At 67.5% G+C, this 23,444-nt stretch carries 20 protein-coding genes and 1 pseudogene; 13 read left to right on the top strand and 8 right to left on the bottom strand.

Annotated elements, in window-relative coordinates; translation table 11 throughout:
* Positions 1-180: pseudogene (locus tag E1261_RS46475) on the top strand (hypothetical protein); the annotation flags it as partial.
* Here the strand turns inward: E1261_RS46475 and E1261_RS25445 are convergent.
* Positions 177-1,103, bottom strand: a complete 927-nt coding sequence (locus E1261_RS25445) for a 2-dehydropantoate 2-reductase (protein ID WP_132410676.1) — start codon at positions 1,101-1,103, stop codon at positions 177-179. The pseudogene E1261_RS46475 and the gene E1261_RS25445 overlap by 4 nt on opposite strands.
* 108 nt (positions 1,104-1,211) lie before the next feature.
* On the opposite strand from E1261_RS25445, the gene E1261_RS25440 reads away from it, so the two are divergent.
* On the top strand, positions 1,212-2,390 hold the full coding sequence (locus E1261_RS25440) for an MFS transporter (protein WP_132410674.1): 1,179 nt from the start codon (positions 1,212-1,214) through the stop codon (positions 2,388-2,390).
* 122 nt (positions 2,391-2,512) lie between these two features.
* On the opposite strand, the gene E1261_RS25435 is transcribed toward E1261_RS25440, so the two are convergent.
* Complete coding sequence (locus E1261_RS25435) at positions 2,513-3,199, bottom strand: lipoate--protein ligase family protein (protein ID WP_238176419.1); 687 nt, start codon at positions 3,197-3,199, stop codon at positions 2,513-2,515.
* Positions 3,200-3,288: 89 nt separating this feature from the next.
* Here E1261_RS25435 and E1261_RS25430 point away from each other — a divergent pair, with 89 nt between their 5' ends.
* The 10 genes from E1261_RS25430 to E1261_RS25385 all read left to right on the top strand — a co-directional run bounded on the left by E1261_RS25430 (position 3,289) and on the right by E1261_RS25385 (position 15,927).
* Complete coding sequence (locus E1261_RS25430; protein WP_238176418.1) at positions 3,289-3,729, top strand: PaaI family thioesterase; 441 nt, start codon at positions 3,289-3,291, stop codon at positions 3,727-3,729.
* Positions 3,730-4,076: 347 nt separating this feature from the next.
* On the top strand, positions 4,077-5,486 hold the full coding sequence (locus E1261_RS25425) for a family 2B encapsulin nanocompartment shell protein (RefSeq protein WP_132410670.1): 1,410 nt from the start codon (positions 4,077-4,079) through the stop codon (positions 5,484-5,486).
* Between the two features lie 3 nt (positions 5,487-5,489).
* Complete coding sequence (locus tag E1261_RS25420) at positions 5,490-7,688, top strand: terpene synthase family protein (RefSeq protein ID WP_132410668.1); 2,199 nt, start codon at positions 5,490-5,492, stop codon at positions 7,686-7,688.
* Complete coding sequence (locus E1261_RS25415; protein ID WP_132410666.1) at positions 7,685-9,073, top strand: family 2B encapsulin nanocompartment shell protein; 1,389 nt, start codon at positions 7,685-7,687, stop codon at positions 9,071-9,073. Before E1261_RS25420 ends, E1261_RS25415 begins: the two co-directional genes overlap by 4 nt.
* A 10-nt stretch (positions 9,074-9,083) precedes the next feature.
* The gene (locus E1261_RS25410; protein ID WP_132410664.1) at positions 9,084-10,145 is read left to right on the top strand and encodes a family 2 encapsulin nanocompartment cargo protein polyprenyl transferase; all 1,062 of its coding nucleotides are present in this window, start codon (positions 9,084-9,086) and stop codon (positions 10,143-10,145) included.
* Positions 10,146-10,157: 12 nt separating this feature from the next.
* Positions 10,158-11,096 (top strand): 4-hydroxy-3-methylbut-2-enyl diphosphate reductase, encoded by a 939-nt coding sequence (gene ispH / locus E1261_RS25405; RefSeq protein WP_132410662.1) that lies wholly within the window; start codon positions 10,158-10,160, stop codon positions 11,094-11,096.
* Positions 11,093-11,860 (top strand): bestrophin-like domain, encoded by a 768-nt coding sequence (locus E1261_RS25400; RefSeq protein ID WP_132410660.1) that lies wholly within the window; start codon positions 11,093-11,095, stop codon positions 11,858-11,860. Before ispH ends, E1261_RS25400 begins: the two co-directional genes overlap by 4 nt.
* Positions 11,853-13,112 (top strand): DUF6923 family protein, encoded by a 1,260-nt coding sequence (locus E1261_RS46035; protein ID WP_202875010.1) that lies wholly within the window; start codon positions 11,853-11,855, stop codon positions 13,110-13,112. The genes E1261_RS25400 and E1261_RS46035 overlap by 8 nt, the downstream gene beginning before the upstream one ends.
* Positions 13,109-15,628, top strand: a complete 2,520-nt coding sequence (locus E1261_RS25390; RefSeq protein ID WP_132410658.1) for a LuxR C-terminal-related transcriptional regulator — start codon at positions 13,109-13,111, stop codon at positions 15,626-15,628. Before E1261_RS46035 ends, E1261_RS25390 begins: the two co-directional genes overlap by 4 nt.
* Before the next feature lie 104 nt (positions 15,629-15,732).
* Positions 15,733-15,927, top strand: a complete 195-nt coding sequence (locus tag E1261_RS25385; protein WP_132410656.1) for an antitoxin — start codon at positions 15,733-15,735, stop codon at positions 15,925-15,927.
* 26 nt (positions 15,928-15,953) lie between these two features.
* Here the strand turns inward: E1261_RS25385 and E1261_RS25380 are convergent, their stop codons facing one another.
* Genes E1261_RS25380 through E1261_RS25355 form a run of 6 tightly spaced genes read right to left on the bottom strand, consistent with a single transcriptional unit; the run spans position 15,954 to position 22,422 of the window.
* Entirely contained in the window at positions 15,954-16,364 is a 411-nt protein-coding gene (locus E1261_RS25380) for a hypothetical protein (RefSeq protein WP_132410654.1), read from the bottom strand.
* A gap of 3 nt (positions 16,365-16,367) precedes the next feature.
* Positions 16,368-17,864, bottom strand: a complete 1,497-nt coding sequence (locus E1261_RS25375; protein WP_132410652.1) for an FGGY-family carbohydrate kinase — start codon at positions 17,862-17,864, stop codon at positions 16,368-16,370.
* Positions 17,861-18,856 carry an ABC transporter permease gene (locus E1261_RS25370; protein ID WP_132410650.1) on the bottom strand — a complete coding sequence of 332 codons (996 nt, stop codon included), beginning with the start codon at positions 18,854-18,856 and terminating at the stop codon, positions 17,861-17,863. Before E1261_RS25370 ends, E1261_RS25375 begins: the two co-directional genes overlap by 4 nt.
* Complete coding sequence (locus E1261_RS25365; RefSeq protein ID WP_132410648.1) at positions 18,849-19,859, bottom strand: ABC transporter permease; 1,011 nt, start codon at positions 19,857-19,859, stop codon at positions 18,849-18,851. The genes E1261_RS25370 and E1261_RS25365 overlap by 8 nt, the downstream gene beginning before the upstream one ends.
* Positions 19,856-21,337, bottom strand: coding sequence for a sugar ABC transporter ATP-binding protein (locus tag E1261_RS25360; RefSeq protein ID WP_132410646.1), 1,482 nt, complete (start codon positions 21,335-21,337; stop codon positions 19,856-19,858). Before E1261_RS25360 ends, E1261_RS25365 begins: the two co-directional genes overlap by 4 nt.
* Before the next feature lie 47 nt (positions 21,338-21,384).
* Positions 21,385-22,422 (bottom strand): autoinducer 2 ABC transporter substrate-binding protein, encoded by a 1,038-nt coding sequence (locus E1261_RS25355; RefSeq protein ID WP_132410644.1) that lies wholly within the window; start codon positions 22,420-22,422, stop codon positions 21,385-21,387.
* 214 nt (positions 22,423-22,636) lie between these two features.
* On the opposite strand from E1261_RS25355, the gene E1261_RS25350 reads away from it, so the two are divergent.
* The coding region (locus E1261_RS25350; protein WP_132410642.1) for a DeoR/GlpR family DNA-binding transcription regulator at positions 22,637-23,444 on the top strand (808 nt) is incomplete at its 3' end.

The following is a 23,444-nucleotide window of genomic DNA, read 5'->3' as shown; positions in this document are numbered from 1 at the left end:
GGAATCATGAGTACGACGCCGATGCCGCCCGTCCCCCCGCTCCCCGACCCGACCGACCCCGATCGGTACCCAGGCGGGAGCCGTCCGGAGACGGACCCCGATCTCGATCCCACGCCGGCCCCGGAGCCCTCGCCGGACGAGGAGGACCCGAACGAGCAGCTCCCGCACTTCCCGGACTAACGGCCGGCCGAACCGTCCGCATGGACGGCCAGTAGGTCATAGATCGCCCGGTTGCACGGAGTCGGTACGCCGAGGTTGCGGCCCCGGTCGACGACATCGCCGCTGAGCCACGCGACCTCGAGGCGGTTGCCCCGGTTGAGGTCGTGGTGCATCGACGACGTCATCTCGGCCGGGGCCTGGTCCACGAAGGCGAGCCGGTCGTCGACGAAGTCATCGGGGATCGGCACGCCCTGGGCCCGGGCCACCTGGACGGTCTCGCCCATCACATCCCGCAGGAAGGCCCGCGCCCGCGGGTTGCTGCGGATCTCGCCGATCGGCATCCGGGTGGTCGTCGTCATCCCGGACAAGCCGACCAGGAAGACGAACTTCTCCCAGATGGTCCGCTCGATCTCGTTGCTGACGGCAACATCGATACCGGCCTCGGCACAGGCCGCGCGGAACGCCTCGACGCGGTCCGACGCACTCCCGTCGTACTCACCGAAAGCCAGTCGCTGCAGCGTGCCGGTGTGCTTGATGACCCCGGGCTCGGCGATCGTCGCCGCGATGTAGGCGACCCCGCCGACGACGTGCTCAGGACCGAGAATGCGACGCAGTACGTCGTCCTTCACCACACCGTTCTGGAACGAGATCACCGCCGTCCGCTCAGCCAGCAACGGCTTGATCAGCGCGGCCGATTCCTCGGTGTCCCACAGCTTCACGCCGAACAGTACGACGTCCGCAGGCGCCAGCTCGGACGGATCGTCCGTCACCTCGACCGTCGGCAGATGCAGGTCGCCGAGTTCGCTCTGCACGCGAAGCCCGTTCGCCCGCAACGCCTCCAGTTGACGCCCTCTGGCCACGAAGGCAACCTCGTGCCCAGCCGCTGCCAGCCGGCCTCCGAAGTACCCGCCGATACCGCCCGTTCCCATCACCGCAATACGCATGGGAGAAGCCTCGCACAGCCGTACTTCTGCGTGTTGTTGTGTCTACGGAGCGAGAATGCGCGCATTTGCGCTTGCCGGACCGCGCCGACAAGGGTTCGATAGACGCTTGTGGAGCAAACTCACCAACCTGACGGGGTCTCGTACCGGACGTTGATCTGGCTGGCGGTGGCCGCGTTCTCGACCGGGATCGACGGCTATGTGCTGGCCGGTCTGCTCCCGGCCATCGCCGACGACCTGCGGGTCAGCGAGGCGGCGGCCGGTCAGCTGATGACGGTCTTCGCGCTGACATCGGCGATCGCGGCCCCCATCCTCGGTACGGCGACCAGTCGGTGGGAGCGTCGCCGTACCATCGCGTTGTCGCTGGCGGTCTTCGTCGTCGGCAACGTGATCGTTGCCCTCGCACCGAACTACGGCGTCGCGATCAGCGGTCGCGTGGTCGCCGCGCTCGGCGGCTGCCTGCTGAACGCCGCGATCCTCGCCTATGTGATCGCGCAGACGCCGATCCGGCACCGCGGCAAGGCGCTGTCCTTCGTCCTCGGCGGGTGGATGACCGCGACCGCGCTCGGCGTACCGGTCGGTCTGGTGATCGGCCAGTCCAACTGGCGCTTCCCGATGGTCCTGGTGGCGATCGTCGGCACGATCGCCCTGGCCGGGATCATGCTCCGGCTGCCCGAACTGCACCTCCCGGCCGGCACCCTGGCCGACCGGCTACGGCCGCTCCGCCAGCCCCGGCTGCTGGCCGGTCTGCTCGTCACGGTCGGCATCCTGTGCAGCAGCTACACCTGTTTCACCTACGCGACGCTGATCTTCGGGCCGACCTTCCGCGCCGACTGGATGATCATCCTGATCATGTTCGGCTACGGCCTGTTCAGCATGCTCGGCAACTTCGTGACCGGCCGCCTCACCGACCGCTTCACCCCAATCCGCGTCCTGACCGTCGTCCTGGCCGGCCTGCTGCTGAACTCGATCATCGGCGACCTCGCCCTCGCCTTCGCGCCGGTCACGCTCGCAGCCGTGATGGGGTTGGTCTGGTTCTTCCTGGCCGGCGTCGGCAACGGCGGCGGCGCCGTCCCCCAGCAGGCCCGGCTCGGCGTGCTCGCCGGAGACTCGGCCGCCATCGTGATGGCCCTCAACGGCAGCGCCATCTCCCTGGGCGCAGCCCTCGGCGGCGGCCTCGGCGGCATCACCCTCGCCGCCGGCGCAGCCCCCCACACCCTCCTCACCGTCGCCGCCATAATCCTCGCCCTAACCCTCGCCCTCCACCTCGTCGTCGCCCGCCGCCCCTAGTCGCCGCCACAACGTCCGAAGGATCGGAGGGCCCTCCTCCGGATGTTCGGACGTTAAATCCGTGTCCCCGCTAACGTCCGAAGGATCGGAGGGCCCTCCTCCGGATGTTCGGACGTTGTGGGTTAGGCGCGGTGGTCGGGGGCTAGGGTGCGGGCGAGAGTGAGGGTCGGCTCGTCCAGCAGTGCGGGTTCCAGTACGGCGGTTTGGGCGTAGGCGGCTCGTAGGCGGAGTTCGACGGAGTCGGCTCGGCCGGGGGCTTCGGTTGCGACTGAGCCGACTGAGGCTGGGTCGAAGGGGAGGTCGAGCTGGCGGTAGATGTTGGTGAGTAGGGGGCGTAGGCGGTCGTCGTCGCCGAGCACGATCAGGGCGCTGAACAACCAGCCGTTGCGGACGACGCGTTGCCCGGTGCCGATCAGCTTCACGACTCCCCGCGCGTTGACGCTGTGCGCACCCGGGCAGTACTCCCCCGGTACGGCGCCCACTCGCGCATCGATCCCGAGATCGCGGAGCACACCGGCGTACAGGTCGCCGTAGTGCGCGAACCGGGACTCCATGCCGTCCGGAGCGAGCCGTTCGTGTCGCACGTGGTCGACCACCAGAGCCTCGGTCGTGTACGCGACCGGCCGTCCACCTACCGCCCGGACCAACGGTTCGAAACCGGCGTCCCGAGCAGTCCGTACGGCGGCGGCGAAGCCCGGCAACCGGGTATCACGGCGACCGAACACCACCACGGGATCAGCCGGCCGATAGATCCGGAGCGCCTCATCCACAAAGCCGTCCGACGCCCGCCGTACCAAGGCATGCGCCACCGCAAGCTCTAGTGCTTCTTCACTTTGTTGCAGAGGACCCGAATACACATGCACCTCGGAATGGTGCCACGGGCCGCTAGGGTGCCTGCATGGAGGAGGCCAGCCCGGAGGTCCAGGCACGTGTTCGCGCGAGCTTCGACAAGCAGGGCCTGATGGAGCATCTCGGTGCCCGGCTGACGCGTATTTCTCCGGGGTGTGTGCACATCGAGTTGCCAAGCCGCCCTGAAGTCACCCAGCAGCACGGCTACTTCCATGCCGGTGCGACCAGCGCGATCGCTGACAGCGCAGGTGGATACGCGGGTTTCACTCTGTTCGGTCCGGACAGCTCGGTACTGACGGTCGAGTACAAGATCAACCTGCTCGCGCCGGCCGAAGGCGACTACCTCGAGGCGGTCGGGACAGTGCTGAAAGCCGGTCGTACGTTGACGGTTTGTCAGCTCGAGGTCTTCGCGGTGGAAGGTGATCGTCGCACGTTGGTGGCCACCGGGCAACAGACCCTGATCCAGATCGAGGCCCGCGCGGAGCGCTGAATAAGGTCCGGACCGTTTTTGATTTCCCCGGGGTCGGACCCGCATTGTCTCGGGGTTGGGCAAGGTCTGAAAGAAGTTGACCGTGAGTACATCTTGACGGGGCCCGTCAGCACCTGATTACTGTTAGTGAGTAAGCCGACGGGGTCGGGCAGCAGGCGACTGGGGCGCCGAAGTCCGTATGCCACCCGTAGTCGATTCAGCCCGTCCCTTCCGACAGCCGAACCACGCTGCGTGCTGGCTCTGGTATGCCTCCAAAGCACCGCGGCGCGGCGTTGATACCTGCGCAGACCACGCCAGCGTGGTGCTGCCGCATGCCCGCAGTCGATTCGAACGGTGGTGTACTTGATATGACCCTGACCGAACCTGATGTGAGCGCTAACGGCCAGCCGCAACTGAGCCTCGGTACGGCGGCCGCCCGCAACCTGGCCACGACCACGAAGTCCGAGCCGCAGATGCAGGGCATCACCTCCCGGTGGCTGCTCAAACTGCTGCCCTGGGTGGAGGCCAAGGGTGGCGCCTACCGGGTGAACCGCCGGCTGAGCTACGCCGTCGGTGACGGCCGGGTCACCTTCACGACGACCGGATCCGAGGTCCGGGTGATCCCGCAGGAACTTTGCGAACTGGGCATGCTGCGCAGTTTCGACGACGTCGAGGTGCTGAGTGCGCTCGCGGACCGCTTCGAACAGCGGGAGTTCCAGGCCGGCGACGTGATCGTCGAGCGCGGCAACCCGGCCGATCAGATCTGCCTGATCGCCCACGGCAAGGTGAACAAGATCGGCGTCGGCAAGTACGGCGACGATGCCGTGCTGGAAACGCTGATCGACGGCGACCACTTCACCTACAAGGCGATTCTCGAGTCGAACGACTTCTGGGAGTACACGGTCAAGGCGCTCACGCCGGGCACCCTGCTCACCTTGTCGCAGCAGTCGTTCGAGGAGCTGATCTCCCAGTCCGACAGTCTGCGCGCGCATATCGAGAACTTCCGCAACAGCCCCGAGGCCGCCCAGGACGAGTTCGGCGAGGCCGCCATCGAGCTCGCGGCCGGCCACGCCGGTGAGTCCGAGCTGCCCGGCACGTACGTCGACTACGAGACGTCCCCGCGGGAGTACGAGCTGAGCGTCGCGCAGACCGTGCTGCGGGTGCACTCCCGGGTCGCGGATCTCTACAACCACCCGATGGACCAGACCGAGCAGCAGTTGCGGCTCACCATCGAGGCGCTGCGCGAGCGGCAGGAACACGAGATGGTCAACAACCGCGACTTCGGCCTGCTGCACAACGCCGATCTGAGTATGCGGATCCCGACCCGCAGCGGCCCGCCGACGCCGGGAGACATGGACGAGCTGCTCAGTCTGGTCTGGAAGGAGCCGGCCTTCTTCCTCGCACACCCGCGCTCGATCGCCGCCTTCGGCCGCGAGTGCACCAAGGCCGGCATCTACCCGGACTCCATCGATGTCGGCGGCCACCGGCTGCCCGCGTGGCGCGGCGTACCGATCTTCCCGTGCAACAAGCTCGGGATCAGCGACACCCGGACCAGCTCGATCATGCTGATGCGGACCGGCGAGGACAGCCAGGGTGTGGTCGGCCTGCACCAGACCGGTCTACCGGACGAGGTCGAGCCCGGCCTGTCGGTGCGGTTCATGAACATCAGCGAGAAGGCGATCATCAACTATCTGGTCAGCGCCTACTACTCGGCCGCCGTCCTGGTGCCCGATGCCCTAGCTGTCCTCGAGAACGTGGAGATCGGTCGCGAGGGCTGATCCATGAAGCAGCAGCCCTACGAGCTGCCCGACTTCTATGTGCCTTATCCCGCCAGGATCAATCCACACCTGGAGGGAGCCCGGGCGCACAGCAAGTCCTGGGCCTACGAGTTCGACATGATCGACGTACCGCAGGAAGGTCATCACGTCTGGGACGAGCACGACTTCGACTCCCACGACTATGCCCTGCTGTGTGCGTACACCCACCCGGACGCGACCGGTCCGCAACTCGACCTGGTCACCGACTGGTACGTCTGGGTGTTCTACTTCGACGACCACTTTCTCGAGCTGTACAAGAAGACCCGGGACATCCCGGCCGCGAAGGCGTACCTCGATCGGCTGCTGTTGTTCATGCCGGCCGAAGGAGAGATCACCGAGATCCCGACGAACCCGGTGGAGCGCGGGCTCGTCGATCTGTGGAACCGCACCATCCCGTCGATGTCGGCGGACTGGCGGCGGCGGTTCCGGCTGACCACAGAGGCTCTACTCGCCGAGTCCCTGTGGGAGCTGTCGAATATCAGCGCCGGCCGGATCGCCAACCCGATCGAGTACATCGAGATGCGTCGCAAGGTCGGCGGCGCCCCCTGGTCGGCGAACCTGGTCGAGTACGTCACCTCCGAGGTCCCCGAGGCGATCGCGGAGACGCGGCCGATGCACGTGCTGAGCGACACCTTCTCGGATGCCATCCACATGCGTAACGACCTCTTCTCGTACCAGCGCGAGGTCGAGGTGGAGGGTGAGGTCAACAACGCGGTGCTGGTGATGGAGACCTTCTTCGGTTGCCCGACGCAACGGGCGGCGAATCTGGTCAACGACATCCTCACCTCCCGGTTGCATCAGTTCGAGAACACGGCTGTCGTCGAGGTCCCGCAACTCCTCGCGGAGAACGGGATCGACCCGCAGGGGCAGCTCGACGTACTGAACTATGTGAAGGGCTTGCAGGACTGGCAGTCCGGTGGGCACGAGTGGCATCTGCGCTCGAGCCGCTACATGAACAAGGGCGGAAAGGCTGCCCTGAGCAACGGCCTGGGGAGCAACTTCGGTACGTCGGCCATGCGGATCGCCTCGTCGTTGATCAGCACCGCGCCGTACCGGATGCGCAGTCACAGCTTCACGCCGTACCGGCCGGTCGGTCCGACCACGTTGCCGGAGATCTACATGCCCTTCAAGGCCAAGAGCAGCCCGCACCTGGACAGCGCGCGGTTCGCGGTCCAGGAATGGGGTGCGCAGACGGGTATCACCGACGGGACGGTCTGGGACGCCCGGATGCTCGAAGCCTTCGACCTGCCGCTCTGCGCCTCCGGCCTCTACCCAGACGCCTCGGCCGAGCAACTCGCGCTGGCGAGTGAGTGGCTGGCCTGGGGTACGTACGCCGACGACTACTACCCGCAGGTCTTCGGTCTGCGGCGCGATCTGGCCACCGCGAAGGCGACCACCGCGCGACTGTCGGCGCTGATGCCGCTGGACATGGCGGGTCCACCACCCGTGGGTCCGTTGGAGGTGTCGCTGGCCGATCTCTGGCAGCGCACCGCCGAGCCGATGTCCGCGGAGAACCGAAGCTCCTTCCGGCAAGCGGTCGACACGATGACCGAGAGCTGGCTGTGGGAGCTCGCCAACCAGGCACAGAACCGGATCCCCGATCCGGTCGACTACATCGAGATGCGGCGCCGGACGTTCGGCTCGGATCTGACCATGAGTCTGTGCCGGATCGGCCACGGCCGGCAGGTACCACCTGAGGTCTATCGGTCGCGTCCGGTGCAGGCGATGGAGAACGCGGCTGCCGACTACGCCTGCCTGCTGAACGATCTCTTCTCGTACCACAAAGAAATCCAGTACGACGGCGACTTCCACAACGGAGTGGCGGTCGTGCAGAACTTCCTGGCCTGCACCAAGGACGAGTCCGTTGCCGTCGTCAACGACCTGATGACGGCCCGGATGCAGCAGTTCGAAAGCGTCACCGAGAACGACCTCCCGACGATGATCAAAGACTTCGGCCTCTCCGACGAGGTGGGGCACGCCGTGCTCGGGTACGCCGAAGAACTCCGGAACTGGATGTCCGGAATCCTCGTCTGGCACGAGGGTTGTCACCGCTACAAAGCGTCCGACCTGCCGCACCGGAAGGGCCTGCCCCAGACCTTTTGGAAGCCCACCGGTCTCGGCACCTCCGCCTTCCGACTCTCTAGAAAGGCCGGTGCGGCATGACTGTCGACCACCAGGAACAGCCCCAGCTAAGCCTCGGTACGGCGGCCGCTCGGAAGCTGGCGACGACTACCAAATCCGTTCCGCAGATGCAGGGCATCACCCCGCGGTGGCTGTTGCAGCAGCTGCCGTGGGTGGAGACCAAAGGCGCGAACTTCCGGGTGAACCGGCGCACCACGTTCGCGGTCGGCGACGGCCGGCTCAGCTTCTCGGTCACCGGATCGGACGTCCGGGTGATCCCGGCCGAGCTCACCGAACTCCCGCCGCTGCGCGGATTCGACGACGAGGAGGTGCTGAACGCGCTGGCGGAGAGGTTCCACCGCGAGGACGTTCAGCCCGGTCAGGTGATCGTCGAATTCGGCAGCCGGGTGGACGACGTCGTACTGATTGCCCACGGCAAGGTTTCCAAGACCGGCGTCGGCGAGTACGGCGCCGGCACCGACCTCGGTACCGTTGCCGACGGCGACCATCTCGGTGCGCAGCTGCTGACTGAACCCCCGGAGCATCTCTGGGAGTACACGGCCAAGGCACTGACCAGCTGCGTCGTCCTGCGGCTCAGCCGGCACGACTTCACCGAGCTGGTCGATCGATCGGAGTCGTTGCGGACTCAGCTCGACGACTACCGGCAGCGACCGCAGCACGCCCAGAACAAGAACGGCGAAGCGGAGATCGAGGTCGCTTCCGGTCACGCCGGCGAGGACGCGCTACCCGGCACGTACGTCGACTACGACCCGGCACCACGGGAGTACGAGCTCAGCGTCGCGCAGACGATCCTGCGCGTGCAGACCCGGGTCGCGGATCTCTACAACGACCCGATGGACCAGACCGAGCAACAGCTGCGGCTGACCATCCAGGCACTCCGCGAACGCCAGGAGTGGGAGATGTTCAACAACCGTGAGTTCGGGCTGCTGCACAACGCGGACTACAACCAGTGCATCTACACCCGCACCGGTCCCCCGACGCCGGACGACTTCGACGAACTGCTCACCCGGCGGCGCAAACCACGGCTGCTGCTCGCGCATCCGAAGGCGATCGCCGCGTTCGGCCGGGAGTGCACCAAGCGGCGCATCTACCCCGAGACCACGCTGGTCAACGGCAAGACCGTGCACGCCTGGCGCGGCGTACCGCTGCTGCCGTCGAACAAGATCCCGATCTCCGACACCAACACCACCTCGGTGCTGGTCCTGCGCACCGGTGCCGACGACGAGGGTGTCATCGGCCTGCACCAGACCGGCCTGCCGGACGAGTACGAGCCCGGCCTCAATGTGCGGTTCCTCGGCATCAGCGACAAGGCAGTCATCTCGTATCTGGTCAGCACCTACTACTCGGTGGCTGTTCTCGTCCCGGACGCGCTGGGCGTTCTGGAAAACGTCGAGCTCGGTGGATGAGGAGCATGCGATGTCAACACTCCAAGAGACGACCAGCCAGGGTGACCGTTCGGCAGCCGAGGTGCTCGCGTGGAGCCGCGAGGTCGTCGACCCCGCGCTCCGCGCCGCGATAGCCACGCTGCCACCGGCCACCCGCCGGATCGCCGACTACCACTTCGGGTGGGCCGACGAGGACGGCCGGCCCGCCCACGCCGACAGCGGCAAGGCGATCCGTCCGGCTCTCGTCCTGCTCACCGCCCAAGCAGTCGGCGGTACGACGGAAGCCGCGCTCCCGGCCGCCGTTGCGGTCGAGCTGGTCCACAACTTCTCCTTGCTGCACGACGATGTGATGGACTGCGATACCTCGCGACGGCATCGCGCCACCGCGTGGACCGTCTTCGGACTCGGACCGGCCATCCTGGCTGGGGATGCGCTGCTCGGCCTGGCGTTCGACGTACTGGTCGGGAGCGGGCCAGATGAACAAACACAGTCAGCACGTGGTGAGGCCGCGAGGATCCTCGGGGCCGCGGTTCAGGAGTTGGTCGACGGGCAGTTGGCCGATGCCGACTTCGAGACCCGGGACGACGTCGCACCGGCGGAGTGCGTGCGGATGGCGCAGCTCAAGACCGGCGCACTGCTCGGGTGCTGTACGGCACTCGGCGCGCTGCTCGGCGGTGGACGGCCGGATCAGGTCGACCACCTCCGGCTGTACGGCGAGGATCTCGGGCTCGCGTATCAGTACATCGACGACCTGCTCGGTATCTGGGGGACGCCGGCCGTCACCGGCAAGCCCGTGTACTCGGATCTGACCAGGCGGAAGAAGTCGTTGCCGGTGGTCACCGCGTTGGCGTCCGGTACGCCGGCCGCCCGGGAGCTCGCCGCGTTGTACGCGAGATCCGACGAGTTGTCGCACGAGGACCTGACGACTGCAGCAGCACTGGTCGAGACAGCGGGGGGCCGCGCGACCAGTCAAGCCCAGGCCGATGCCTTGCTGACCGCAGCTCTGGGCTCGTTGATCACGGCCGGTGCGCTGCCGCCGGCTTCCGCCGATCTGGAAAGGCTGGCTCGGCTCGCCACACGTCGCGATCACTGAAGGGGGGATCCGATGACGACACGAAGAACCATCCTGCTCGCCTCACCCCGGTCGTTCTGCGCCGGGGTGGAGCGGGCGGTCGACATCGTCGAACGACTGCTCGTGGCCCGCTCCGGGCCGATCTACGTCCGCAAACAGATAGTCCACAACACCCGGGTCGTCGACGATCTTCGCATGAGGGGGGCGATCTTCGTCGACGAACTCGACGAGGTGCCGGAGGGCGCCACCGTCGTCTTCTCCGCACACGGGGTTGCGCCGGTCGTCCATCGGGACGCCGCGCAGCGCGGACTCGACGTCATCGACGCCACCTGTCCACTCGTCACCAAGGTTCACATCGAGGCCCGCCGGTACGCCGCTCGCGGTGACACCGTCGTCCTGATCGGGCATGCCGGTCACGAGGAGGTGGAGGGCACGCTCGGGGAAGCGCCGGAGCAGACCGTACTGGTGGAGACCCTCGCGGATGTCGAGGCACTGCAGGTCGACGATCCGGATCGGGTCTCGTACCTGACCCAGACCACGCTGGCTGTGGACGAGACCACGGCACTGATCGATGCCCTGCGCAACAAATTCCCCGGCGCCCGGGGACCGGACACGGCTGACATCTGTTACGCCACCACCAACCGGCAGTCCGCGCTGAGCGTGATCGCCGAACAGGCCGATCTCGTCCTCGTGGTCGGATCGGCCAACTCGTCGAACTCGGTGCGCCTGGTCGAGTTGGCCGAGCGGAACGGCACGACGGCGTACCTGGTGGACCGGGCGGCCGACGTACCGGTGTCGTGGTTCGACGGTGTGCAGGTGGTCGGACTGACGGCCGGGGCCTCGGCACCGCCGGAGCTGGTGGACGAGGTGATCGAGCGGATCGCCTCCTGGGGTCCGGTCGAGGTGATCGAGCACGAAGTGACCCGGGAGACCGTCCGGTTCACGTTACCCCCGGCAGTGAGGCAAGCATGAGTCTGTTCGTGAGCGGTGTGCTGTGGGTCGGCGGCATCATGATCGTCACCGGCGCCCTGGCCGTCGTGCTGCGTAAAGCCCGGCAGCGCGAGGGCCGCGAGGCCAACAACGAGGTCGCCGGGCAGGTCTTCACCATCGTCGGTGGAGTCAACGTGGTGATCGCGGCGTTCGTCCTGATCTCGTTGTTCGACGGCATGGACAGTGCGTCCAAGACGACGTACGACGAGGCGAACGCGCTGGTCGCGGTGAACTGGTCCGGGAAGTCCCTGGCCGAGCCGACGCGCTCCCGGGTCGAGGAGCTGACCAAGGACTACGCGACCGAGGTCTCCGAGCGCGAATGGCCGGCGATGCGGGAGGGTCGCGAGGTCGGCACTCAGGGCTGGACGCTGCTGTCCCAGCTGCAACGCACGCTGGAGCAGGCGAAGACGACCAGCCAGCGGCAGGAGGAGAGCCGGGTCCTGGCGGCCAGCCAGGTCTGGAACGTGTACCAGGCCCGGCAGGAGCGGCTGAACTCCAGCGGCAGCGGCGTCAGTGCCGTGGTCTGGTTCGCGATCATGATCGGCAGCGTGATGTCGGTGGCGCTGATGTTCATGTTCGGCGGCCCAGGGCTGTACTCGTACGCGTTCATCGTGTCGATGCTGGCCGGCGCGATCGGGTTGCTGCTGTTCGCGATCTACCAGCTGCAGAACCCGTTCAGCGGTGGTGCGGATGTCGGCCCGGAGGCGTTCCTGTCCGCACTTTCCCGCTTGGGCGACAGTGGGTGAGATCCGTCGAGCACTCGCCTGCTCAGCGGTGGTCGCGATCACCGCGGCCGGTGTTGTCCTGGTCGCCGCGCCCTCCGAGGCGGCGACCACCGAGTGCTCGATCTTCGACTTCCGGTCCACCCGGCTGACGTCGTTGTCCCGGCTGGTCCGGGTCGACCTGCCGGCCGGGACCTCGACCGATCTCGGCCGGCTCGACTATCAGATCCAGGCGGCTGGGTACTCGACCAGGCAGGAGCTCGTGTACGGCGTCGCGACCAGGGACAAACACGGCTGGCTGCTCCGCCGGCCGCGGTTGCTGAAGATCAGCAGCCGGGGAACGGTCACCGATCTGGGTGAAGTACGGCGGGGTGTCGGGGGCCTCGCCGATCCGGTCGGTGGCGCGGTCTCCGGGACGAAGTTCCACGTGCGGGATGTACATCGGCTCTTCACGATCGACATCGATCCGGGGAGTCCGACGTACCGGAAGGTGGTGGGTGATGTGCGACTGAAACCTGTGACCGTGGGTCTGTCGGTGGACGACTTCGGGGCGTCGCCGGTGAGCGGCACGCTGTACGGCATCTCGACGTCCGGAGGTACGGCGAAGCTGGTGAGTCTGGACCCGGTGAGCGGTTCGATGCGAACCGTCGCGTCGGTGCCGGGGATCCCTCGGTATCACTCGTACAGCTCGGTGGTGGTCGGGGCGTCGGCGGTGTACGCCGTTCACACCGGGCACGGGCAGCCGAGCCGGGCGTTCCGGATCGGCTTCGACGGGTCGTCGCGGGAGGTCGCGTCCTGGCAGTCGGTGGCGTTCAGCGAGGCCGCGGGTTGTCTGCCGCGCGTTGCGCCGCCACCACCTCCGCCGACTCCTACACCTCGCCCACCGACGCCTCGGCCGACCCCTCGACCGACGCCTCCGCCGACCTTGACGCCTACACCGCGGCCGACCCCCACGCCTACGCCGACGCCTGATGTCCCGGTGCCGCCGCGGCCGACCCCGACGCCTACTCCCACACCTACGCCGACACCGACTCCGACCTTTGAGCCGCAGGTGGTCGCGCCACCACCAAGCCCGACGCCTACCCCGACTCCGACGCCACGTCCGCCGGCGCCGGCGGACGAGAAGGAGTTCGTCGCGGCGCAACAGGCAGCTGCCCGGCCGCCTGAGGCAGACCAAACAGTGCAAGTACTGCGGCGCTGGTCGCTGGCGACCATGATCCTGATCATGTTCGGCGGTGCGTCCATGGCGGCCGTGCGCAGAATGCGGCGCTCGTGAACGCGCCCTGCGTCGAAGCCCGGCGCGAGCACGAACTCGGCGTACTGCACGATGCCTTGAGCAACGACTCCGGACTCATCCTGGTCGTCGGTGAATCCGGAGTCGGCAAGACACACCTGCTGCGCCAGGTGGCCTCCCACCACTCGGTGCCGTGGTTTATCACCCAATGCCTGGCCGGTACGTCGTCACTCGCGGCCCTGCTCGAGGTTCTCGGAGTCGACCCGGCGGAACCCGATCGGCGTGGTGCCGTCCTGCGCGGACTGGCGCAGCTCGGTCCGATCGTGATCGCAGTGGAGGATCTGCAGTGGGCGGACCCGGAGACGTTGCGGCTGGTGCGGTTCGTCGCTGCCCGCATCCCGAAGGGTGTGCACCTGGTCGTGACGTGCCGGCCGGAGGCCATCGAGGCGGGCTTCCTCACCGAACGGCTGACTGAGATCCGGCTCGGTCCGCTCGACGCCGACGAGGTGCAGGCGGTGGCCGCTCATCAGCTGGGTGGGCACCAACTGTCACCGACGTTGGCCGAAGAGCTGACCCGACATAGTGGCGGACTTCCCTTTGCCGTGCTGGAGTTTCTGCGCACCATCAAACCTGGCACCTCGGTGGAGCACGAGGTACGACGGGCCCTGGTCGAGACGGCACCTCCGGTGGCGTTGCGAGCGTCGTTGGGGATCCGGATGCGCGAAGTACCGGAGTCATGTCGACATGTCGTTCGGGCTGCGGCGGTGTTGACGACTGCTGCTCCGGAGTACCTGCTCGGGACCGTGGCCGGGTTGACCGGCCCGACCCTGACGGCCGCGATCGACCATGCGCTGACCACCGGACTCCTGCACGAGCGGCGCCCCGGACTCTACGACCATCGGCACACGCTGGCTCGGCGTGCGGTTCTCGCGATGCTGCCGCCGGACGAGCTGCGGCGGTTGCATCGGCAGGCAGCCAGGGCGTTGATGGGGATCACGCCACCACCGCACGCACGGATCGCCGAGCATGCCCGGAGGGGTGGCCTGCTCGGCACCTGGCTCACCCACGCCGAGCTGGCGGCCGACCATTCAGTTGCTAGCGGCAACCTCATGGCCGGGGCCGACCAACTCACCGCGATGCTGGAGGTGACCGCTTTACCCTGGACGGATCGGGCCCGGCTCGCCACCAAACTTGGGCGGACGGCGCTGGCGGACAACGCGCGCTGGGGCGACGTGATCGTCGTATTGAGTGAGGTACTGGCCGAGTCGGAGGTTGCCGGGGTGACGCGGGGCCGGCTGCGGTTGATGCTCGGGCTGTTGTTGCACGACCGGGCTGGTGACATCCGCTCGGGACGGCGGGAGCTGTGCGCGGCGGTGCCGGAGCTGGACGGTGATCCCGGGTCGATCGCCTGGGCGCTGTCGGTGCTGGCAGTCCCGACGCATGGTGGCGAGCCGATCGCCCAGCAGCGGGTTTGGTTGCGCCAAGCCCGCTCGCTCGTGCAGGAGACGGTCGACGGGGTGACCCGGTACGCCGTACGGACGAATGAGGCTCGTTTCCGCCTTGCCACGGGTGAGCTGGATCCGGCACCTGGTGCCGAGGCGGCCGGGGCACGTGCGTGGCTCGGTCAGCGGCAGACGTTTGCGAATGTGAACACGGATCGGTATTCGCGGGCGGTGGTTGCGGCTGCGCAGGTGCGGGTGGCGTTCGCGGCTGCCGACTGGGCGACCCTCGAGGAACGGTTGACGCGGGCAAGGACTGCCGCCGCTGGTCTGCCACTGGTGCTGGCAGAACTCGACCTGATCGACGGACGGCATCGGCTGGCTCGCGGTAACGTTGCTGAGGGCAAGGGGCTCCTGGAAACCGTCATCGCCCGGACCTCGCTCGGACCGTGGCCGCTGCATGCTGCAGCCGTTGCCGCGTGCCCCGATGCGGGCTTCGAGCTGTGCCTGGACATTGTTCGCCGCAAGGGGTTGTGGGCGGTCTCCGGGGATCTGGTGATTCACGTCTGTACGACGCTGATGCGGGCGGATCGTGTCGAGGAGGCGACACGCTTGGCCGACGAGTTCGCCGAGGCAGTCGGGGATGTGAACGCTCCCGCGGCTGCCGCAGCGGCCGCGCTGGTCGACGCCGTCGTACGGCCGTCGATTCCTGCCTTCGGTCAGGCAGCGGCGCAGTACGCCGCTTTGGGCTGGCGGTACTACGAGTGCCTGGCGCGGGAGCAACTCGGGCACTACCTGCTGAGCCAAGGGGACGCCGAGCATCTGACTGAGACGTCTCGCAAGTACGACGCTATGGGCGCGCGTGGTGATGGTGAGCGCTGCCGGGATGCGTTGCGGGCGGCCGGGTTCGCGGCTCCACGGAAGCGGGGGCGTCGCGGGTACAACAACAAGCTGTCCCCGCGGGAACTCGAGGTGGCCAGGCTGGCCGCGGAGGGCCTCACCAACCGCGAGATCGCCGTACAGCTCAACCTCTCGGTCAGCACCATCGAGGACCACATCACCAGCACGTTCCGCAAGCTCGGGGTGGCCCGCCGCAGCAGCCTGGGACCGTTGCTCTGAGCCCCATGTCCGGACATATTGGGGCCGGAAGGTGTTAGATCTGCGGAAACGGGTAATGGCGGGGGCGCAAGATCCAGAACCATCGACAGGAACGGGGAAAGACGATGGGCATTTTCGACAAGGCCAAGGACGCCCTCGGCGAGCACGGCGACAAGGTGGACGAGGGTATCGAGAAGGCCGGCGACTTCGCCGACGAGAAGACCGGCGGCGAGCACGCGGACAAGATCGACCAGGGCCAGGAGTTCGCCAAGGACCGCCTCGGCGACCTCGGTGGCAACCAGGACGACAACAACGCCTGACCCCCTAGCGACCGCTCGCTCTCGCGTCAGTTGACGCGGGAGCGGCGGCGCTTGGGGTTGCAGCCCTGGATCACGGGGACGCCGGGGACCGACTGGGGCTCAGGCGGTACGACGGGATGGTCGGCCGCGAGCACCAGGATCCCGCGCTGGTTCAGGCGGCTGAATTTCGAGTACGGATCGTCCGGATCACCGAGCAGGTCCAGGTTCAGCACGATCACCGCGGAGACGTGCTCCTCGGTCGACGCGGCCTCCAGCAGTACGGCGAACCCGTCCGGATCGGTCAGCGCGTCGTCGACGTGCACGGTCCCGAGCGTGTGTCCCTGTGCCCGCGCGGCCTCGGCGAGCAACTGTTGCTCCGTCCCGATCTCGAAGCTGCGCAGCGAGCATCGCCTGTGCACGTAGCCCAGAGCGAGCGGCATCGGCCGGCTGATCATCATGGTCTACTCACCCCCGTCCGGTGATTGCACCGACCGGGCCAGCCGGTGCACCTGCCGCCGTGTTGCCGGGTACAGCTCAGCGTACGTGCGGAACAACGTCTCGTAGGTGGAGGCGGTCGCCGGGTCCGGGCGAACGGTGTGGTCGAGCTGCGCCCAATCGGTGTCCGGGGCAACCAGTCCGATTCCGATCGCGGCCAGCAGCGCGTCGCCGTACGGGGCACCGATGGTCTGTGCGGGTACTTGTTGCTCGAGGCCACTGATATCGCTGACGATTTGCGTCCACAGTCCGCCTTGGGTGCCACCGCCGACCGCGACGACCCGCCTCGGTTGACCAGCCGCGGCCTCGAATTCGGCCACGATCTGGCGGACACCACAGGCAATGCCTTCGTACGTCGCCCGCAGCAGATGGCCTCGGCCGTGCCGCAACGTCAGTCCGGCGATCACACCGCGCGCCAGCGGGTCGTAGATCGGGGTGCGCTCACCACTGAAGTACGGGAGCATCACCAGGCCCTCGCTGCCGGCCGGCACGGCTGCGGCCTCGGTCACCAAGGTCTCGAACGGCACTCCCCCGGTTAGGTCCTGCAACCAGGTGGTGATGATTCCGGAGGTCGCCATCCCTGCGGCCAAGGTGTGTGAGGCCCGCTCGACACCGGACGTGGTCCAGAGCCCGCGCACGCTGGTCGGTGCGGCCAGCACCTGGACGAAGAACATCGTCGAGCCGTACATCAGCATCAGATCGCCGGGCTTCCGAACGCCGACGCTGAACGCCTCGGCCCAGGCATCGACAGTGCCTGCGGCTACCGGTGTGCCCTTGGCCAGACCGGTCGCGGCAGCGGCTGCCTCGTGCACGATGCCGACCTGCTCGGCCGGCCACACCAGTCGCGGCAAGGCCAGGCCGGGCAGCACTTCCTCAACCCAGTCAGTTGCCCACTGCTGCTTCTCGATGTCGTAGAACGGGTCGCACTGGCTGGCGGTGTGGTGATCGAGCACCCACTCGCCGGTCAGCTGGGCAACGACGTACGTGTGCGCGCTGAACCACCGGTCATCCGGTCGCCAGTCGGAATCCGCCGTACGCCGAAGCCACGCCAGCTTCGGGCCGATCGCCTGACTGGACAGGTCCTTGCCACACCGGGCCAGGATCGCCTCCGCGCCGAGCTGCTCGGTGATCTCGTCGATCTCCACCGTCGCACGGGTGTCGACGCCGTACAGGATGGCTTTGCTACGCGGCTTGAGATCGTCATCAGTCTGTACGACGCAAGGTCCGAGACCGGACACGCAGACGGCCGCAATCCTGGTATCCGGGTGTGCCGCGGTGAGCTCGCGCAGCACCTCGACGACATCACCCCACCAGTCCCGATCTGCGTCCATCTCCGCCCACCCCGGCTGCGGAAACGTCGGCGCATGATCGCGCCGAGCCATCGCCACGACGACGCCATCCGGGGTGGTCAGCACACCTTTGGTGCTGCCAGTCCCGATGTCGACGCCGATTACGTGACTCATGCGGTCACTCTCCGGCGTGGGAAGACAGTGGACAAGGCTGTTCCCCAGGTGTTCAGCAAGACCATGGTTACCAGCAACAAGCCTTGGCAGATGTTCACCACATGCGAGCTGACGCTGAGGGACAGCAGGCCGGCGCCGAGGAGCTGCATGGCGATCGCTGCGATCACCACACCGGCGACAGTCAGGTAGCCGCCTTCCGGATCCACTCCGGCCAGTACGGCGATCACGACGGCCAGCAGCACGTAGGACGAACCGTAGTCCGAGTTCGCGCCACCGGCCCGCGCGGAGATGATCAGACCGGCGACCCCACCGAGTGCACCGCTCATCACGTACGTCGCCAGCAGCACGCGGGCGCGACGGATACCACTGAAGTCGGCGGCGGTCGGATTCGCGCCGACCAACCGCATCCGGAACCCCAGCGGAGTCTTGGCGACCACGATCCCGACGATCACCGCGGCGATCAGCATCACCCAGAAGATCAGCGGCACGCCGGCCACCGTCAGCAACGCGATGCGGGTGAACGAATCCGGGAGGCCCTTGATCACAGTCCCGCTCGACGCGACCAGCGCTAGTCCGGAGAACAGCTGTCCGGTCGCCAGCGTGGCCAGGATCGGCGGCACGTGTTTGTAGCCGACGAGCAGCCCGTTGACTGCCCCGCAGACCAACGCGACACCTACCGCGGCCAGCATTGCCAGACCGGGCGGCTGATGACCGTTCGTCATGATCAGCGCGGCGACGACACCGGACAGGTTCGCAATCGACACGACGGACAGGTCGATTCCGGCGGTCAGCATGGTCAACGCCATCGCCAGGCTGAGGATCGCCACCTCGGGTGACGCCAGTTCGACGTACTGGAGGTTCTGGCCGCTGAGGAAGACCGTGGGGTTCAGGATGCCGAACACGACGACGATCGCGACCGCGACCACCAGGAGCCGGATGAAGCTGGCCCGGGTGCCCATGGTGAGCAGCACCCTGCGGAAGCGCTCAGGCATTGGTCACCTCCGGCGCCGGTGCGTCCAGGATCGGCCGGATCCGTTGCCGGCGGCTGATCGCGGTCTGCAGGAGGATGCCGCCGATCAGCAGTGCACCGACGGCCGCGCGCTGCCAGATCGTCGGGATCCCGAGCGGGACCAGGGATGCGGTCACCAGTGAGATCAGCAGTACGCCGAGAACGGCGCCGCGGACGGTGCCTTTACCTCCGGCGATGGCAACGCCACCAAGGACGACCGCGGCCAGGGTGTCGAGCTCGCGGCCCATGAAGGTGGTCGGGTCGGCACGTCCGCTCAGCGTGACCGAGATGATCCCGGCCAGCCCGGCGACCGCACCGGCGATCGCGAACACCAGCACGCGCGTCCGCGGTACTGAGATCGCTGCTCTCGAGGCCGCCTCCGCGTCACCGCCGACCGCGAAGACACTGCGACCGGCGATCGTGAAGTGCAGGAACGCCCACACCAGCACGCAGACCACGAGCACGACCAGGATCAGCACGTTCAGGCTGGTGGTCCCGCGGACCTCCCCCTTCACGGTGATCAGGTGCGTCGTACCGAGTGTTTGCAACGGCTGCGGCAGGGTCGAGATCACCTCACCGCCAATGAACGCGAACATCGCGCCGAGGTAGATCGAGCTGGTCGCCAAGGTCGCGATCAGCACCGACGTCCGGGCCACGATCACCACGGCCGCGTTGAGCAGGCCGAGTCCGAGACCGATCGCCGTACTGATCGCGAAAACCACCACGGCGCTGTCGTCCTGAGGTCCGTACTTGACCGTGGCGTAGGCGGAAAGGATGCCGACGGCAAGGAACGAGACGTCGATCCCGCCGGAGACCAGGACCAGCATCACGCCGACCGCGAACAGCATCCCGACCATCGAGGCGGTGAGCACGTTGAAGAGCGTCTGCAGACCGAAGAAGTCCGGGAACTTGAGGCTGACCCCGAGGATCAGGAGCACCATCAATCCGACCAGGAGAAGCTCCTGGTTCGCCATCACTCGTCTCACGCGGTCACCGCCGCGACCACGGTGTCTTCGCGCAACTGGTCGCCGCTGAGCTCGCGGACGATCCGGCCGCTGCGGACGACGAGCACGCGGTGGCACATCGAGATCAGCTCGGGGACGTCGTCACTGATGATCAGGACGCCGAGGCCCTGCAGGGACTGGGCATTCAGTACGCCGAGGATGTCGAACTTGCTGCCGACATCGACACCGACGGTCGGCCCGTTCAGGATCAGCACCTTCGGTTCGCCGACCAGCCACTTGCCGAGCAGCACGCGCTGGGCGTTACCACCGGACAGCGAGCGAACGGGATCGGTCAGCTTGCCGAGCTTGATCCGCAGGTCGCTGACCACTCGCGCCTTCCGCCGCTCGATCGCCCGGGAGTTGAGGAAACCGCGCCGGGCCGGGAGGTGGGTCGCGACGATGTTGTCGCCGATGGGCTGGTCGAGGAACAGACCTTGGGTCAGCCGGTCCTCGGGCACGTACCCAATCCCGGCCGCGACCGCATCGGCCAGTGCGTTGATCGGGGTCGGCCTGCCGAGCACCTCGATCGTGCCGGTCTGCGCGGGCTTCACGCCACAGATCGCCTCGGCGATCTCGGTCCGCCCGGAACCGAGCAAGCCGGCCAGGCCGACGATCTCGCCCTGACCGATCTCCAGATCCACATCCGCGAACAGCGGCGCGCGGCCGAGACCGGTCACCTTGAGCGCCGGGGCGCGGCCCTTGTTCCGCGGTGCGACCCGATCGAAGCTCTGGCTGCCGCGGCCGGTCATCGTCTCGGCCAGCGATGCGTGGGTGAACTCGTCCGGCCGGCCACTCGTCACGACCGCACCGTTGCGCAGCACCGTCACGCGCTCGGCGATCGAGAAGATCTCCTGCATCTTGTGCGAGATGAACGCCAGCGCGACCCCGGCCTCCTTCAGCCGGCCGACCGCCGCGAACAGCGCGTCCACCTCCTTCCAGGTGAGCGCGGTCGTCGGCTCGTCCATCGCGATGAACTTCGCCTCGTGCGCGAGCGCCCGCGCGATCGCGGTCAACTGCCGCTCCGCCACGGTCAGCTCGCCGACCGGGATGTCCAGCTCGATCTCCACCCCGAGCCGTACGACGGCCCGCTCCGCCAGAGTGCGGGCCGCCGTACGGGAATAGAGACGCCGGCCACCGGCGACCGAGCCGGGGAGGGCGATGTTCTCGGCCGCGGTCAGATTCGGCATCAGGCTGAAGTCCTGGTAGATGACCTCGATCCCGGCCGACAGCGCCTGCCGCGGCGTGAGGTGGTCGTACGCCGTACCGTCCACGACCACCTGGCCCGAAGTCGGGCGGTAGGCACCGCTGATCACCTTCAGCAGCGTGGACTTGCCGCAGCCGTTCTCGCCCACGATGCAGTGCACCTCGCCGGGGCCGAACGCCACGCTGACGTCCGTCAGCGCCTGGACGCCTCCGAAGCGCTTGGAGACGCCGACCGCCTCGACGATGGGTGCTGACATCTGTGCCCGTTCAGAAGTCGTGGATGCTTCGGTACCTCAGACGCCTCTCAGAAGTCGTAGTTGCCGACGTCGGCCTTGGTCAGCTTCAGCTGGGCGTTCCCGAGGAACACCTTGGGGTTCTGCGGAGAGACCGTGAGCTTTTCATAACCCTTCACCCCCAGGTTCGTCCCTTCGGTGAGCGGCTTGCCCTCGACGATCAGCTTGGCGGCGCTCAGCATCGCCTCACCGGCCAGCTGCGGGTCCCACAGGTAGATCGCGTCGATCGAACCGTCGTCGACGAACGCCTTGGTCTGCGACGGCACGCCGGTGCCGAACACGCAGGTGTCGTTCTGCAGCCCGGCTTCCTTGATCGCGCGGGCGATCCCGGGGACGTCCTCCGACGATCCGCCTTGGAACCCGGCCAGCTTCGGGTGCGCCTGGAGCAGCTCCTTGGCCTTGCGGTACGCCTGGTCGCCGTTGTTGTTCGACTCGACCGGCGTACTGACGCGCTTCATGCCGGGGAACTTCTGCTGCTGCAACTCGTAGCCCGCGGTCGCCCAGGCCATGTGGGTCGCGGCGGTCAGCGTGCCGACGAACTGGACGTACTCGCCGCTGCCCTTCATACAGGCCGCCAGGTCGCCCATGATCGTCTGGCCGTACGTCGCGTTGTCGAACGCCTCGATATCCGCGTCGACGTCGGTCAGGGCGGGCGCCTCATGGGTGACGACCTTGATCCCGGCCGCCCGCGCCTGCTTGATCACCGGGATCACCGACCCGGGGTCCGACGGCACGATCGCCAGCGCCGCCGGCTTCTGCGCGATCAGGCCCTGGATCAGGCTGACCTGCTGCTCCGGGCTGTTGGTCGACGGCCCGGTCTGGGTCGCGGTCACCCCGGCGGTGGTCGCGAACTGCTTGACGCCCTGGTTCATCCGATCGAACCACGCAATGCCGGTCAGCTTGACCACATTGATATAGGCGCCGCCCGCACTGGATGAGGAGGAGGGGTTTCCGGCGGGCGGCGCCGTCTTACCCTGATCTACCGTTCCGCAGCCGGCCAGCATCGCAATCAGTACAACGCCGGGCACTAGCAGTGACCGCTTCTTCATGCAAAACTCCTCTGGCGCGATCGGCAAACCAGCGCTTGTTTTCGCACGTTTCCGCACGAAACGCTGCACGAATTCGTGCAGCGTGCCTCACTCTGGCGGCTGGTTCCGGTCTATGTCAATGGTGAGTGACGACCCGATTTCGGGCAGTTAGCACCTTACCGGGCCGGTGACCGATGGTTTACAGTCGAGCACCGGGGCGTGAGGAAGGTGACGGATGCGGTTACGGCTCAACACACGCCAGCGGGCGATCCTCCGCGAGGTCGAGGGACGTGAGTACGTCGAGGTCAAGGACCTGGCGCACCGGCTCGACGTCGACGTCTCGACGATCCGCCGGGACCTCCAGGGACTCGTCCGGGACGACCTGGTCGAACGCCTCCACGGTGGCGTCCGCCGCCGTACCGTCGACAGCCCGCCGGTCGCCTTCGCCACCACCCCCGACAGCGGCGTCGACGCCATCGCGCACACCGCCCGCCGGATGGTCCGCAACGGCGACCGCATCGCCCTCGGCGCCGGTATCTGCATCGACCGCCTGGTCAGCACCCTGCTCGACGTCGAGGACCTGACCGTCGTCACCACCGACCTCCAGTCGGCCGAACGCCTCAGCCGGCAGCCCAACATCCGCGTCGTCATCGCCGGCGGCGAACTCCGCGACGCCCCCGGCTCCACCGTCGTCTCCGGCGCCGCCACCGCCGAGTTCCTCGCCGCCCAGCAGGCCGACTGGGTCTTCCTCGAGGTCGACGGCATCCACCCCTTCGCCGGCATCACCACCTCGCACGCCTGGCACGTCTCCACCGCCAGAGCCCTGCTCTCCGCCGGCGACCGCCGGGTCGGCCTCGCCCGCTCCCAAGCCTTCGGCGCCCGCTGCGTCGGCTTCATCGCCGAAGCCTCCGAACTCGACCTCGTCATCACCGACGACCGCCTCACCGACGCCGAACTCCCCGCCTTCGCCGGCCGCATAGTCCGAGCCTCCCTCGACCCCACCGACGACTGGCGCACCGAACAACCCCCCACCTACCACCCAC

The organism is Kribbella albertanoniae (assembly GCF_004348455.1).
GTDB lineage: Bacteria > Actinomycetota > Actinomycetes > Propionibacteriales > Kribbellaceae > Kribbella > Kribbella albertanoniae.
This window is presented reverse-complemented; position numbering and strand designations above follow the sequence as displayed.

What these genes read in the sequence shown, in the direction of transcription:
- E1261_RS25445 (WP_132410676.1), bottom strand. Translation starts at nt 1,103, where the DNA reads ATGCGTATTGCGGTGATGGGAACGGGCGGTATCGGCGGGTACTTCGGA.
- E1261_RS25430 (WP_238176418.1), top strand. Translation starts at nt 3,289, where the DNA reads ATGGAGGAGGCCAGCCCGGAGGTCCAGGCACGTGTTCGCGCGAGCTTC.
- E1261_RS25425 (WP_132410670.1), top strand. Translation starts at nt 4,077, where the DNA reads ATGACCCTGACCGAACCTGATGTGAGCGCTAACGGCCAGCCGCAACTG.
- E1261_RS25420 (WP_132410668.1), top strand. Translation starts at nt 5,490, where the DNA reads ATGAAGCAGCAGCCCTACGAGCTGCCCGACTTCTATGTGCCTTATCCC.
- E1261_RS25415 (WP_132410666.1), top strand. Translation starts at nt 7,685, where the DNA reads ATGACTGTCGACCACCAGGAACAGCCCCAGCTAAGCCTCGGTACGGCG.
- E1261_RS25410 (WP_132410664.1), top strand. Translation starts at nt 9,084, where the DNA reads ATGTCAACACTCCAAGAGACGACCAGCCAGGGTGACCGTTCGGCAGCC.
- ispH (WP_132410662.1), top strand. Translation starts at nt 10,158, where the DNA reads ATGACGACACGAAGAACCATCCTGCTCGCCTCACCCCGGTCGTTCTGC.
- E1261_RS25400 (WP_132410660.1), top strand. Translation starts at nt 11,093, where the DNA reads ATGAGTCTGTTCGTGAGCGGTGTGCTGTGGGTCGGCGGCATCATGATC.
- E1261_RS25385 (WP_132410656.1), top strand. Translation starts at nt 15,733, where the DNA reads ATGGGCATTTTCGACAAGGCCAAGGACGCCCTCGGCGAGCACGGCGAC.
- E1261_RS25380 (WP_132410654.1), bottom strand. Translation starts at nt 16,364, where the DNA reads ATGATGATCAGCCGGCCGATGCCGCTCGCTCTGGGCTACGTGCACAGG.
- E1261_RS25375 (WP_132410652.1), bottom strand. Translation starts at nt 17,864, where the DNA reads ATGAGTCACGTAATCGGCGTCGACATCGGGACTGGCAGCACCAAAGGT.
- E1261_RS25370 (WP_132410650.1), bottom strand. Translation starts at nt 18,856, where the DNA reads ATGCCTGAGCGCTTCCGCAGGGTGCTGCTCACCATGGGCACCCGGGCC.
- E1261_RS25360 (WP_132410646.1), bottom strand. Translation starts at nt 21,337, where the DNA reads ATGTCAGCACCCATCGTCGAGGCGGTCGGCGTCTCCAAGCGCTTCGGA.
- E1261_RS25355 (WP_132410644.1), bottom strand. Translation starts at nt 22,422, where the DNA reads ATGAAGAAGCGGTCACTGCTAGTGCCCGGCGTTGTACTGATTGCGATG.